A 14,058-nucleotide genomic window follows, 5' to 3' on the forward strand; every position below is an offset into this window, starting at 1 on the left:
TATAAAGTCAATTTGATTTATTTTTATATATTTGAAAATATAAACAAATACAAATATAGCATATTTTATATGTATAAATTATACTATGTATTCTATATATATAAACCACGAACGCACCACTAAAATGACATAAACTGAAAAGTGTGATAAGTGACAGGATACTTTAAAAACGATTGAGCGGTGGAGCATAATAAGATGCAACTTTATTTTATCACGAAACATTTCAAGACCCGCAAAATGGTCTACGACGAACTACAAAATGTACTCTGGCTGGATCCCAACTTCAAAGAACGGTTTCTTAAAGGACAACAGGTAGGATTCAATCTGAACCTCTTAAGGGCCATTAAAGAGTACCCCACCCTCTCCAAAAAAGTGAAGGTCAACACGTCTCTTGTTTATTTCACCTTGCACTTAAAAGATTTTAAAATAGCCATCGGCGTTGATGAAGAAGGGTTGGTGTTCATAAACACATTAAAAGTCCCTGATCCCCCAAGCATTAACGGCAATCCAATGATTCAAAGGAACTTGACGTAGTGCAGACGTTCCAAAAAAATGTGATCTTCTTTTCTGTGAATTCATTATTTAATCTGCGGTCCTAAACAGCCTATCCGTTCCCGGATTCAAGATGCTGAAGGTGAGCCACGACGGCCCGAATTTCACCGTAGGAATAATCGTCACCCAGCTCGTCTTTCATCTGGGTCAAATTTTTGTCAGTAGACACGACTGCCGCGATGGCAGATTGTTTTTCTTTATCCTTCACCAGCTGGTCTACAGCCAGTTCACCTTTGGCAATGAACGAGCATAAGTGCCCCTGGATGGTGGTCGGAGCCAGGCCCCGTTCTTCGGCAATCTTGTCCACGGACAGACCGTCTTTAAACAGCATCAGGCTGATGTCCCGGGTGTTGGCTTGGGGTGTGGCCTTATCCGTGCCCGGGGCTTTGTCACGGCCGGTGCTTGCATCTTTCTTTGCGGCCTGTTCTGCAGGACGCGGCTCAGGGGCTTCATCGCCCGGGATCTTTTTTTCATTGCAGTACGTGTCCACCATGGCCAGCAGCTCCTTGCCATAGCTTTCCACTGTGGCAGGGCCCACCCCTTTCAAGGCTTTCAGGCTTTTTTCCGACCGGGGCAGGCAGACTGCGATCTGAACCAGAACTTTCTGGTGGGCCACCTGGAACGCCTTTACATTTTGGGCGGCTGCGGTCCGGGTCCGCCATGCCTTTAAGGTCTGGAACATGTCAGGGTGGGCGATATCCAGTTCGGTGTAATCCGTGGTGGATGAACTCGAACCCCTCTTAGACTGATTCCCCGGCGCATCTGCCATGGCTTGGGCTGACACGGCCCGAAGGTAAGCGGTTGTGGAAAATCCGTCTTTACAGGATAAAATGCCGGCCCGTTTAACACGAACCTCCCGCTTTAAATTATCCAGGGCATTTTGCACCTGTTTGGCCAGGGCCGCATTATCGGTGTCCACAGCCCCTTTTTCAAGCAGACGGCCAAACACCTGATCCAGGGTTTTGCCGAACCAGGCACTGGCCTTTTGCACCCGCGCCTGGATAACGGGACTTGTTTCCGGCAAAGGGTCCTGTGCCATTAATCCTTTCAGTTGAATCTGAAATTTATCACTCACCTGGAACACCTGGTCCCGGACCTGGGATTCCAACTCCGCCGGTTCACCAAGCCCCGGGATGCGCAGCACATTGCGGTTATCCCTTGCCAGGCGCAAAAAATAAAAAAATAATCGCCTGAAATTTGAGCAATCAAAACATTTAAGTAACAGGGTCTGCTGGCAGGCGGCCCGGGCAGATCTGAAAATTGCTGCAAGGTCCTGGTCCGGGGGGGCCATACGGTTCATGAACTCCACCACCACCGGATCGGTGCCCAGGGCGCAGGAAGGCACAGGGGCGGTGAGCACCAACCCGTCAAGGCCTGTACAGCGACTCAAGGCCACATATACCTGCCCGTGGGCAAAGGCGTCTTTGGCATCCACGATGGCTCGTTCAAAGGTTAAGCCCTGGCTTTTGTGAATGGTGACCGCCCAGGCAAGTTTTAACGGAAACTGCTTGAATGTCCCCACCACTTCCTGCCGGATGGTTTTCTCCTCCTCGTTCACCTTGTATGTGACATTTTCCCAGTCCACCGGCTTGACCTCCACAACGGGGCCATCCTTCAGATCTGACGTGCTTTCCCCGGCCGCCCGTCCGGCACTGCCCCGGCAGGCGACGGTCACGGTTTCGATTCCCACATGAGTGACCTGCCCGATGGTGCCGTTGAAATAGGCTTTATCAGGGGAGGCGTCATTGCGCAAAAACATCACCTGGGCACCGGGTTTAAGGGTGAGCTGTTCGCCCGTGGGAAAGGCATGGGACGGAAAATCTCCGGTCACTTTTGCAGCCAGGGTGTGTGCTGTTTCCCCAAGCCGGGCAAGTTTCAAATTATTAATGGATTCGGCTTTTCGATTGTGCGTGGTCAAGGTGATGTAGCCCTGGTCCGGGGGATCGGGCATTACCTGCCGGTTAAGGACATCGGTACAGTGACTGTCCATGCGGTTTTCACGTACGGCATTGAGCAGACGGATAAAATCCGGATCGCTTTGACGATAAACGGTCTCAAGCTCGATTGTCACCAGATCAGAACGGCTTAAGGCCTGGCTTGAAAAAAAATAGGGAGACGCATAATAATTGGACAAAAGGTTCCATTCATCGGGTTTGGTCACCGGCGGCAGTTGGAACAGGTCCCCGATGAGCAGCAGTTGAACCCCGCCAAAGGGCCGATCATCCCGGCGCAGCCGCCGCAATACCGCATCCAGGGCGTCCAGCAGATCCGCCCGGACCATGGATATCTCATCAATCACCAGCAGATCAAGGCCGTTGATGATTTGCTTTTTTACCTTTGAGAATCTGAAAAACCGCCGGTTGTCCTGGGGACGATCACTTTGTCCGGGCAAAAAAGGCCCCAACGGAATCTGAAAAAAGGAGTGCAGGGTCACGCCCCCGGCATTTACGGCGGCAACGCCCGTGGGCGCCGCGACAATAAACTGCTTGGGGCAGAACTCCTGTAAAGATTTCAGGAATGTGGTTTTACCGGTGCCGGCCCTGCCGGTCAGATAGATATTACACAGGGTTTCCCCGACAAAGGCACGGGCAGCCTGGATTTTTTTGTTTCCTTCAAAGGAAGGTAATGTGGATTTCGTATTGTCCATAGACCTGCCTTATAACAAAAAAATTCACATCCTGTCCACTGCCCCCAAAGGTTATCCAGCATCAGTCCTTTTGGAAAGCCAGCCCCCGCCAAGGGCTTTATAAAGTTTGACATAGGCGTTGAAATAAAGCTGCCGGTTTTGGGAATACTCAAGCTGGGCTGAAAACAGGGTGCGTTGGGAATCCAGTACTTCAAGATAGGAGCTAACCCCCTTGTCATACCTTTCAAAAGAAAGCTTATACGCATTTTCAGCCGCATCCACCTTGCGTTGGGACGCGTCACTTTCCCTTCTGTAGGTATCCACTTCCACTAAAGCATCCTCCACCTCCTTAAAGGCGGTAAGCACCACTTCCTGGTAGTTGAACAGTGCCTGACGGGTCTGTTCCTTGGCCACCTCTACCCTGAGTTTGCTTTTATTAAAATCAAACAAGGGGCCTAAAAGGCCGCCACTTACATTCCAGATCCCGCCATGATTGGTGATGTTGGACACTTCGGAAGAGGCAAGCCCCAAGGCACCGGTCAAACTGATGGCCGGAAACCGCTGGGCCACGGCCACACCGATTTTTTCGTTGGCGGCATGCACAAGGGCCAGGGCTCTTTTGATTTCAGGACGGCGCTGCAGAAGGGATGCCGGCATGCCCACAGGGATCATGGGGGGCAAGAGCTGTTTATCCAGGGAAATACCCGTTCGAATCCCCCCGGGTAGCCGGCCCATAAGCAGTTTCAACTGGTGCTCGGTTTTAGAGATAAGGCGTTCATAGGTAGGGATGGCGCCAGCGGCCACTTCCAGCTGAATCTGGGCCTGGTTCACATCAATTTTCGGGATGATCCCCTTATCAAACCGTTTGGTAATAATATCAAGGCCGTCCTGCCGGGAGGTAAGGGTTTCTTTGGACATCTCCAGGCGCTGGCGGTAGTCCAGAAGCTGGTAATAGGCAGACACCACATCGGCAATGAGCGTGGTGCGCACCGCCCATGCACCGTAGGCCGATGCCAAAATATCGGCCTGAGCCGCAGCCGTGGACCGCTTAAATTTTCCCCAAAAATCAAGTTCCCATGACAGGTTGGGGGCCACATAATAATTATTGTTGGTGAATATGGACCGGGTTCCCGAATAGTTACCCACATAACCGCCGGCCCCAAGATTGATGGCCGGGTACTGGTCGGCCCGGGTCATCCCGTAGGTGAATCTGGCCTCTTCAATCCGGCTTAATGCCGTTTTCAGATCCTGGTTGTTTTCAAGGGCTGTGGTCACAAGCTCATAAAGCACCGGATCTTTGAACAGCTCCCACCACTTTAAATCCTGATCACTGCCGGCATCGGCCGGGGCAAACCGGTACGCCGCCGGGACATCCACCACAGGGGATTCAAAATCAGGCCCCAGGGTAAGACATCCGGACAGGCCGAATCCCGACAAAAGGACCAGGAGGATAAACAATGCGGGAAGGGACGACAATCTGTTCGTAACCATAATTTTTAAGCTTTCTTATTAGCTAAATCTCGTTTTTTTTCATACCGGCACAGCTTGCCGATAAACACAAACAGCATAGGATAGAAAAATACCCCAAGCAGCGTGGCCAGGCACATGCCGCCCAAAAGTGCCACACCCATGACTTTACGGGATAAGGCGCCTGAGCCCGTGGCCACCACCAGCGGGAAAATACCCAGGATAAAGGAAAATGCCGTCATAAGAATCGGGCGGAATCGTATTTTTGCCGACTCAATGGCCGCATCAAACAGACTCATCCCCTCGTGGAATTTGATATTGGCAAACTCCACAATTAGAATGGCATTTTTGGCAGCCATACCAATGAGCAACACCAGGGAGATCTGGGCAAATACGTTATTTTCGTAAGTTAAATCAAAAAACCGTGCCAGGTACAAAAAGCCCATGGCACCGAACAGGGCAAAGGGCGTCCCCAAAAGGATGCTGAAGGGAAGGGACCAGCTTTCATACTGGGCAGCCAGAATCAGGAACACAAAAACCAGAGAAAAGATAAAAACCACAGACCCGGTGCCGGACGCGGCCTTTTCCTGGTAGGACATGTCGCTCCAGGCGTAAGTCATATCATCGGGGAGCACTTCGGCGGCCACCGCTTCCAAAGCCGCCATGGCCTGGCTCGATGTGTATCCCCGGGCAGGGCTTCCGGATATTTCTGCGGCCCGCATGAGGTTAAACCGGTTGGTATAATCGGGACCGTACACCTCTTTGACCTTGATAAACGCAGACATGGGTACGCTTTTTCCCGCTTTATTTTTCACAAAGAACTGGCCCAGTTTTTTGGCGTTAAGCCGATACTCGGGTTCCGCCTGGATATAGGCCCGGTAAAGACGTCCAAACCGGTTAAAATCGTTGACATAGGCACCGCCCAGGAATGTACCGATGGCGGTATAGATGTCATTGAGATTGATGCCGGCCTTTAATGCTTTGTCCCGGTCCACCTCGATAAGCTTCTGGGGCACGTTGGGGCTGAAGGTGGTCCGAATGGATCCGATTTCCGGCCGTTTTTTGGCTGCCGCTATGAACTGGGTGGCCTGGTGCCCTAAATAAGCCGGGGTATTGCCCACGCGATCCTGGAGCATAAAGGTGAACCCGGAGCCCGTTCCAAGTCCGGGGATGGCCGGCGGGGCAAAGGCAAACACCTGGGCCTGGTTAACCCCGAAATAAAACTGTTTGTTCAATTCGTTGACCAGATCATCAACGGTTTTCTCCCGCTCATCCCAATCCTTGAGCGAAACAAACAAAAACCCGTAATTGGGTCCCATGGAAGATGAGAGCATGGAAAAACCCGTGGCATTGGTCACATGTTCCACTTCCGGGTGTTTGGCAAGAATCTTTTCCACCTGCCGGGTCACAACATCCGAGCGCTGGAGGGATGCGGCATCGGGCAGCTGCACATTGACCATGAAATAGCCCATGTCCTCGGAGGGGATAAACCCGCCGGGCAGAAGTTTTCCCACGATACCGGTAGCGCAGCACACCGCAATAATCAGAAGAACACCGAACAATGCCTTGCGAACCACGATTCGGGTAATTTTGGTATATACATTCGTGGAGGCGTCAAAGGCGTTGTTAAACATTGAAAAAAACAGGCCCAAAGGTCCCCGGTAGGGTTTGGGGGATTTAAGCAAGAGCCCGCAAAGGGCCGGGCTTAAAGACAATGCATTGATGGAGGAAAAGAGCACCGATACCACAATGGTCAGGGCAAACTGCTGGTAAAGCCGTCCGGTAATTCCGCCCATGGCCGATACGGGCAAAAACACCGCCACAAGAACCAGGGTGGTAGCCACAATGGGTGCGGTAACCTCACCCATGGCTTCAACCGTGGCAGGCTTGGGTTCCATGCCCTTGGCAATATTGACCTGGACCGCCTCCACCACCACAATGGCATCATCCACCACAATGCCAATGGCCAGCACAAGCCCCAGCAAAGACAGGTTATTCACCGTGAACCCCAACAGCGGAAACGCAACAAAGGCTCCAAGCAAGGAGACTGGAATGGCAATGGTGGGGATCAGGGTGGCCCGCCAGTCCTGGATAAAAATAAAAACAACAAAAATAACCAGGGCCAGAGCAATCAATAGTGTCTCAATGATTTCGTCAATGCCCTTGGTGATGGGAAGCGTGGCATCCAAAGACACGTCATACCGCATGCCCTTGGGAAAGGATTTGGACACCTGGGCCATCACCGACCTGATCTCATCAGCCAGATTCACTGCATTGGACCCCGGCGCCTGGTACAGGGCAAGAATGGAACAGGGTTTACCGTCCATGCGAGAGAACACATTGTAGGACTCCACGCCCAGTTCCACCCGGGCCACGTCCCTGATTTTGACCTGGGCTCCGGTATCTGTGGTGCGGATTACGATATCGCCAAAGGCCTCCTTGGAAGCCAGCCGGTCGGGCAGCCGCACCGTATAGGTAAATTCGGTCCCGTCAGGTGCGGGTTCCGCCCCGAACTTCCCCCCCGGCACAATGATGTTCTGGGCTTTGATGGCATTGGTGATTTCAGGCACGGTCATGTCGAGTTGGGCCAGACGGTCAGGCTTGATCCAGATGCGCATGGAGTAGTCTGATCCGCCCAGAACATCCACCCGGCCGATCCCCTTCAACCGCGCCAGGGAATCTTTGATATTGATCAGGGCATAGTTGTTCAAAAAAGTCTGATCATATTTGTTGGACGGGTCGGTGAGAGCCACCAGCATCAGGATGTTGGGCAGGGATTTTTCCGTGGATACCCCTAAACGCTTGACCTCCTCGGGCAGTTTGGCCGTAGCGGCCGACACCCGGTTCTGCACAAATACGGTATTCATGTCCGGGTCGGTGCCGATTTCAAAGGAGACGTTAATAGTCATGGTGCCGTCATTGGCGTTCACCGACTTCATGTAGAGCATGTTGTCCACGCCGTTGATTTGCTGCTCAAGCGGAGTGGCCACAGAGGCTTCCACATTGGTTGCGTTGGCACCGGTGTAGCTGGCACGCACCTGCACAATGGGCGGAGTAATATTGGGATACTGCTCCATGGGCAGCTGCAACACAGACAAAACACCCAGGATTACCGTGACAATCGCAATAACCATGGCGACAATGGGTCGCCGGACAAAAAAAGCACCCATTAGCTTTCTTCCTGTGCTATACGGTCCACCGTCACCGCTTTGGCCGTCACCTTGGTCCCGTCGGCAACTTTTTGCAAGCCTTCGTACACAATGGACTCACCACCTGAAAGGCCTGTTTTAACCAGAACAAAATTATCAATATCCGGTCCAAGGGAAACATCCTGCTCCTTAACGATGCCTCCGTCACCCACCACGAACACCTTTTTAAGGCCCTGCAGGTCTGTGATGCAACGCTGGGGAACAAGAACTCCACCCTTAACGCTGTCTATCATGGCCTTGATCTTGGCGAATTGCCCGGGGCGCAACAGGCCATCCGGATTGGGAAAGGAAACCTGCATCAGAATCGCACCGGTGGTGGGATCAATCTGTCGGTCCAAAAAATTTGGCTTTCCTTTGTAAGGATAAACAGAACCGTCGGCCAGAATCAACTGAATATCAGCTTTGAAAGCGTTTTCCCTTTCCATGCCTTCCTGCTCTGAGGCCTTCATATGACGAGCCGCCCCCAGGTATTGGGATTCTGTTAAAAAAAATTCGGCTAAAACCGAATTGGTGTTGGAAACGGTATTTAAAATGACCGGGTTGGGATCACGGCCCACAAAATCCCCGACCTTGGCTTTTGTTTTTCCAATGATGCCGTTAATGGGAGAATATACCTTAGTATATCCCATCTGGATCTGAACTGCCCGGACATTGGCCTGGGCTGCGGTCACGCCTGCTTTTGCGGCATCATAGGCAGCCACGGCCCCGTCGAGATCACTTTGGGATACGGCATTCATCTTTGCCAGGGGGCGATATCGGTCCAAATCGCGCTTAGCCTTGACCATCTTTGTGTTGGCCTCTGCAAGAAGCCCCTTCATTGAAGCAACCTGGGCCTCAAAGGTCTGGCTTTCAATGGTGTAAAGCAGATCGTCGGACTTAACAGGCGAACCCTCCTTGAAATGAACCCCTTTTAAAAAACCTTCCACCCGGGCCCTTATGGCAATGTCCTTGGCACCGTAAATCTGACCCACGAAAGTGTGGTAAATGGGGACATCCTCGGCAAGTGTTTTATACACGCTCACACTGACAGGCGGAATGGCCTTGGCTGTTTTCTGTTCGGCTTCTTTACAGGCCGGTGTCCAAACCAGCAATACGAATACCAGCAGTACAACGCTAAATTTAGTTTTCATTTTTTCCCACACGAATCCATGCGTTAATGTTTAGCTATTATTACTATACTATTACCCCTGAATTTTAAACCATTTTTCGTCCTGGGACCTGCGAAAAGATTGATTTGATTTTTTTACCTGAACACCTGCGGTCCTTAAATTCTTATTGCCGCGCAGTACTATTCGCAATTATTATCGTATGAATTTATTTTCAGCGGCCTGGGGTAGGTAAATATCAAAGCAACTGCCTTCTCCTTCAGTACTGTCCACAAATATATAGCCCTTGAGCCGGGCCACAATCCCCTTGATAATGGGAAGCCCCATACCCGTGCCCCGCCCTTTTCTCTTTGTTGTAAAATAGGGCTCAAATATATTGTCCATGACGGCACGGCTCATCCCGTGTCCCGTATCCAGCACTTGCAAATGGATATAAGTGCCCGGCAGTATCCGGCGCGTCTCTTCCAGGGGACTTTCTTGAACTTGAATTTCATCCAGACGAACCGTAAGAAGCCCACCATTGTCCATCATGGCATGATGGGCATTGGTGCAAAGATTCATGACAATTTGATGAATCTGGGTGGGATCTGCCATAACAGGAGCAAGATCCGTTCTGATAAACGTTTCAATCTTTATGTTTTTGGGAACAGAAGCTCTCAGCAGCTTTAAGCTCTCCTTGATGATGGGACCGGGGTGGCAACGGATATACTCCTTTTCCCCCTGACGGCTAAATGCCAGAATCTGGGCCACCAGGTCCTGGGCCCTGATGGATGCGTTTTTCACCCGACGAAGATATTTGAGCATCTTCTCATCTTCGGGGCACATTGACAGACAAAGATCCGTATACCCAAGGATGGGGGACAAAATATTATTAAAATCATGGGCAATGCCGCCGGCCAGAACGCCAAGGGCCTCCATTTTTTGAAGCTGCACGATCTGACGTTTAAACTCACCCTGCTGCTTTTCACACTTCTGCCTTCTGTAGACACCGCTGATCTGCTGGGCCACACCCATGACCAAATGGATGTCATTGCTGTCCAGTTTTCTGAGGGTAACCGTATTGCCGGCAATCATGATGCCGATGGGCGCACCGTCCACTTCAATAGGGCTGATAATAAAAGAACGGGGTTTGATACGGTCCGTTAGTTCCCGACTCTGGGGATATTTGCGCTTAAGCCACGCGATATCGTTCACAAGCATGGGCTTGTTATACCTGAAGGACTCATAAAACACCCCTTCGGATGCCCCCTCAAGGGAGATGCTATAATTGGCGATATGCACCTTTTCAATCTCAGTAAAACCATATCCGCCGCGATAAGACAGAGACGTTTTCTCATCATCGGCGATCATGATCATCACACGGTCATACCGAAGGTTTTTCCCGACGATATTCGCAGCCCGTTCAAAGGAACAAGCATCAGGATCTTCAATCCCCAGGACCTGTCCAATTTCGACAATTACCTTTGAATTTTCGGCATTGACCCCAAACTGATTGAGTATCTCTTCTCTATCGTTATGTATACCGCGTAAAGACCTTGCAAGCGCCTTTGATTTCACCATCTGGGCGGCCCACCCCAGACCCAAAAACAAGAAGGCCGGGCACATCAGCCACAAGCTTTTGGGCACAACAGCAAAAGGCGTTATCCACAACGCAATGGATATGACGATTGCAGCAGCACCGGCAAGCCAGGAAAGCACAACAAGTAGGGGAAAAACCGAATCCCGCCAGACGAGCTCATACCGGCAGACCTTGCCCCCTTTGAACATACATTCCGGATGGTGCACGGTCAGATCATTATGGAGAAAAACATCTGCAAGTCCCTGGAAATATCCCTGGCGAATCTCGCACTGGAAGGGTTCTTCTTTGGTCCCTTCATTGGGTATGACCACAATCTCAATTTTATTTTTCCCTATATATCGGGTGGTATAACGCGAAAATGGGGTCAGGCCCCCGGCATAGTTTCCCATCATCACACAGGCCCGCCTGACCCGGACAAAAGGTAACAGCAGGCTGCGAATCCATCCCAGGCATTGGGGCTTTACTGCATATCGGCCGGCCTCCCGGGCGATTTCCATATTGTCGGTAAGTATGCACAAGCGCTGATGAAACCGGTTGAGGTGTGCCTGGCTGAGCCCTATGGCGTTATCACCGGTTTTACTGTAATTTTCGATCCCGGCCTCGTCCATGAGGTCTTCGATTTCAATTTCAGGATATTTTTCCTGAATCAGGGCCACATAGGCATCCAGAATCTTATCGCTATACAGTTCTTTTTCTTTTGCAGTTTCCATTTTCAATCTTTCCATGAGTCGAAACCTTGCATCCGGTTTTTATATATTTACAGATCAGCGCGTGAAATTCAATCGAATCGTTATAAACTAAAAAAACACTTCTTTCTCCAGAAAAATATGATTTAATAATAGACATTATACCGATTCATGCTAAGTATTTGATTTTATTATATTTTCAAAAACAGACTTCTCAGTAAAATCAGTATGTTATGAAAAATCGGTATAATGTCTAATATACACGGATGCAGCTCATGATAAAATTCGCCGGACATACGAAATTGACGACGGCACTTTATGATTTTTATCCAAGTATCCCGGATCAAGGAATGAATTTTTTGACAAAGAATTTATGATATATTATATCAATATATTTTTTATAAACTATAATCTGGGAGGATGGATGCAAACAGGAAAAGTTAACCAGCGGATTTTATCATTCATGGAGAAACGGGACATGGATATCCAGGCCTTGTCCGAGGCAGCCGGCCTTGACCCCCAATTTATCAAAACCATGCTTGAAGAAGACGCCTATCCCCCCCTGGGGCCTCTAATGAAAATTGCCCGGGCCCTGGGTGTGCGTTTAGGCACCTTTCTGGATGACCAGGACAGCAGTGACCCCTATATTGTCCGCAAGGCGGAACGAGAAGGCGGTTTTTCCGTTCTTGACAGTACCAACAAAGCCCCTACTTTAAATTTCTATGCCCTGGGCAAAGGAAAGTCAGACCGGCACATGGAGCCGTTTTTTGTTGAAATCTTGCCTGAATCCGCAAAGAAAAAGACATTGTCTTCCCATGAAGGCGAAGAGTTTATTGTTGTTGTTTCAGGTCTTGTGGAGGTGATTTACGGCAATAAAACCTATGAACTAAAACCCGGCGACTCCATCTACTACAACTCGGTGGTTCCCCATTATGTCTCCTGTATCGGAAAAGAAAAGGCTGAAATTCACGCCGTGGTTTATGTTCCGGAATAACAGCCATGGGCTGACTTGGTTTATCAAGACCGAGGCTCAACCCCCAACAAAGCATGAAAGTAATTCAGTAACTTATTGGGACTTTTAGACAAAAAACAGCCATGGCCGTGCCTATAGGTATCCTGGATAAGGATCCCGGGTCCGGCCCCCAGCAACCCCAAGCCAAAGAGGAATAGAGCATCATATGGACGAAACTTTGCCATTGCAATCCCTGACTTTAGGCCAAATCCTTGACAGAACAGTTGAAAAATATCCGGACAACCCGGCCGTTGTGTATGTGGACAGAAATTTTCGCCTAACATACAGCCAGTTTGCCACCTATGTAGATGAAACAGCCAAGGGTTTGATGGCCCTGGGCGTTAAGAAAGGGGAAAAGGTAGGAATCTGGGCCACAAATATACCGTACTGGGTTATCTTGCAGTTTGCCACGGCTAAAATCGGGGCTGTGCTGCTCACGGTGAATACAAACTATAAAACAGCTGAACTTGAATACCTGCTCACCCAATCTGAATGTGAAAACCTCTTTCTCATCGACGGATATCAGGACACGGATTACATATCCACTATATACGAGCTGGTGCCGGAGCTGAAAACCTGTCAGCGCGGCCACCTGAAATCCCCCAAATTCCCCCATCTTAAACGGGTGGCCTTCCTTGGCCCTGAAAAACACAGGGGCATGTATACCATCCCTGAAATCCGGGCCTTGTCCGTAATGATTTCCGACGATGAGTATCAGGCTCGCCAGGACAGTCTGGGTCCCCATGATGTGGTGAACATGCAATATACGTCGGGGACCACAGGCTTCCCCAAAGGCGTTATGCTCACCCATTACAATATCGGCAACAACGGGTACTGGATCGGTGCCAATCAGAACTTTGGCCCGGATGACCGGGTCTGCCTTCCCGTGCCCTTGTTCCATTGCTTTGGATGCGTGCTTGGGGTACTTGCAGCCGTAAACCACGGCACCTGCATGGTGATCCTGGAAGGATTTGACCCCCTTTTAATCATGGCCTCGGTGGAGCAGGAAAAGTGCACCGCCCTTTACGGGGTGCCCACCATGTTCATTGCCGTGCTGGAACATGCCCTTTTCAACAAATTTGATTTTTCATCCCTTCGCACCGGTATCATGGCAGGCTCCAACTGCCCCATTCATGTCATGGAGCAGGTTATTGACAAAATGAACATGACCGAAATCACCATCTGCTACGGTCTGACCGAGGGTTCTCCGGTCTTGACCCAAACCCGGATCCACGACGACATCCGGGTGCGGGTAAAGACCGTGGGGGGAGCTCTGCCTCACCTTGAAGTCAAAGTCATTGACCTTGGCACAGGAAAAGAACTGCCCCCGGGCAAACAAGGTGAAGTGTGCTGCAGGGGGTATAACGTCATGAAAGGATACTACAACAACCCCGAAGCCACAGCCCAGACCATTGACAAGGACGGCTGGCTGCATTCGGGCGATCTCGGGGTCATGGACGAAGCAGGCAACCTGTCCATCACAGGCCGGCACAAGGACATGATCATCCGGGGCGGGGAAAATATCTATCCCAGGGAGATCGAGGAGTTTTTATACCGCATGGATGAAATCCGGGATGTCCAGGTAGCTGCGGTACCCAGCGAGAAATACGGTGAAGAGGTTGGTGCCTTTGTGATTCTGAAAGAAGGAACAAATATTGAGCCCAGCGATATCAGCGACTTCTGCCGGGGAAAAATAAGCCGATACAAAATCCCCAGGTATGTCCATTTTATTGATCAATATCCCATGACGGCCTCGGGCAAGATTCAGAAATACAAATTAACGGAGATGTCGGAAGATATTTGGCCGGAAAGACGTTAGGC

The 14,058-nt window shown here is 50.4% G+C and carries 8 protein-coding genes; 3 read left to right on the forward strand and 5 right to left on the reverse strand.

The features are described 5' to 3' along the window. Positions 1-195: 195 nt before the first annotated feature. Positions 196-534 carry a hypothetical protein gene (locus EYB58_RS02610; protein WP_111955423.1) on the forward strand — a complete coding sequence of 113 codons (339 nt, stop codon included), beginning with the start codon at positions 196-198 and terminating at the stop codon, positions 532-534. Positions 535-604: 70 nt separating this feature from the next. Here the strand turns inward: EYB58_RS02610 and EYB58_RS02615 are convergent, their stop codons facing one another. The 5 genes from EYB58_RS02615 to EYB58_RS02635 all read right to left on the reverse strand — a co-directional run bounded on the left by EYB58_RS02615 (position 605) and on the right by EYB58_RS02635 (position 11,249). Next, positions 605-3,199: a helix-turn-helix domain-containing protein gene (locus EYB58_RS02615; RefSeq protein ID WP_111955425.1), complete on the reverse strand. Its 2,595-nt coding sequence runs from the start codon at positions 3,197-3,199 to the stop codon at positions 605-607. Between the two features lie 51 nt (positions 3,200-3,250). Beyond that, the gene (locus EYB58_RS02620; protein WP_111955427.1) at positions 3,251-4,669 is read right to left on the reverse strand and encodes an efflux transporter outer membrane subunit; all 1,419 of its coding nucleotides are present in this window, start codon (positions 4,667-4,669) and stop codon (positions 3,251-3,253) included. Positions 4,670-4,674: 5 nt separating this feature from the next. Then, positions 4,675-7,815, reverse strand: coding sequence for an efflux RND transporter permease subunit (locus EYB58_RS02625; RefSeq protein WP_111955429.1), 3,141 nt, complete (start codon positions 7,813-7,815; stop codon positions 4,675-4,677). Next, positions 7,815-8,984 carry an efflux RND transporter periplasmic adaptor subunit gene (locus tag EYB58_RS02630; RefSeq protein WP_111955431.1) on the reverse strand — a complete coding sequence of 390 codons (1,170 nt, stop codon included), beginning with the start codon at positions 8,982-8,984 and terminating at the stop codon, positions 7,815-7,817. The genes EYB58_RS02625 and EYB58_RS02630 overlap by 1 nt, the downstream gene beginning before the upstream one ends. 171 nt (positions 8,985-9,155) lie before the next feature. Continuing rightward, entirely contained in the window at positions 9,156-11,249 is a 2,094-nt protein-coding gene (locus EYB58_RS02635; RefSeq protein ID WP_111955495.1) for an ATP-binding protein, read from the reverse strand. A 400-nt stretch (positions 11,250-11,649) separates the two neighbouring features. Here EYB58_RS02635 and EYB58_RS02640 point away from each other — a divergent pair, with 400 nt between their 5' ends. Together EYB58_RS02640 and EYB58_RS02645 are read left to right on the forward strand one after the other, a co-directional pair. Then, positions 11,650-12,219, forward strand: coding sequence for a cupin domain-containing protein (locus EYB58_RS02640; RefSeq protein WP_111955497.1), 570 nt, complete (start codon positions 11,650-11,652; stop codon positions 12,217-12,219). Between the two features lie 184 nt (positions 12,220-12,403). Beyond that, positions 12,404-14,056 (forward strand): AMP-binding protein, encoded by a 1,653-nt coding sequence (locus tag EYB58_RS02645; protein ID WP_111955433.1) that lies wholly within the window; start codon positions 12,404-12,406, stop codon positions 14,054-14,056. Positions 14,057-14,058: the final 2 nt, after the last annotated feature.

It is taken from the genome of Desulfobacter hydrogenophilus (assembly GCF_004319545.1).
Taxonomy (GTDB): domain Bacteria; phylum Desulfobacterota; class Desulfobacteria; order Desulfobacterales; family Desulfobacteraceae; genus Desulfobacter; species Desulfobacter hydrogenophilus.

Excerpts from the sequence above, each read along its gene's own strand:
- EYB58_RS02610 (WP_111955423.1), top strand. The coding sequence starts at position 196 with ATGCAACTTTATTTTATCACGAAACATTTCAAGACCCGCAAAATGGTC.
- EYB58_RS02625 (WP_111955429.1), bottom strand. The coding sequence starts at position 7,815 with ATGGGTGCTTTTTTTGTCCGGCGACCCATTGTCGCCATGGTTATTGCG.
- EYB58_RS02645 (WP_111955433.1), top strand. The coding sequence starts at position 12,404 with ATGGACGAAACTTTGCCATTGCAATCCCTGACTTTAGGCCAAATCCTT.
- EYB58_RS02620 (WP_111955427.1), bottom strand. The coding sequence starts at position 4,669 with ATGGTTACGAACAGATTGTCGTCCCTTCCCGCATTGTTTATCCTCCTG.
- EYB58_RS02615 (WP_111955425.1), bottom strand. The coding sequence starts at position 3,199 with ATGGACAATACGAAATCCACATTACCTTCCTTTGAAGGAAACAAAAAA.
- EYB58_RS02640 (WP_111955497.1), top strand. The coding sequence starts at position 11,650 with ATGCAAACAGGAAAAGTTAACCAGCGGATTTTATCATTCATGGAGAAA.
- EYB58_RS02635 (WP_111955495.1), bottom strand. The coding sequence starts at position 11,249 with ATGGAAACTGCAAAAGAAAAAGAACTGTATAGCGATAAGATTCTGGAT.
- EYB58_RS02630 (WP_111955431.1), bottom strand. The coding sequence starts at position 8,984 with ATGAAAACTAAATTTAGCGTTGTACTGCTGGTATTCGTATTGCTGGTT.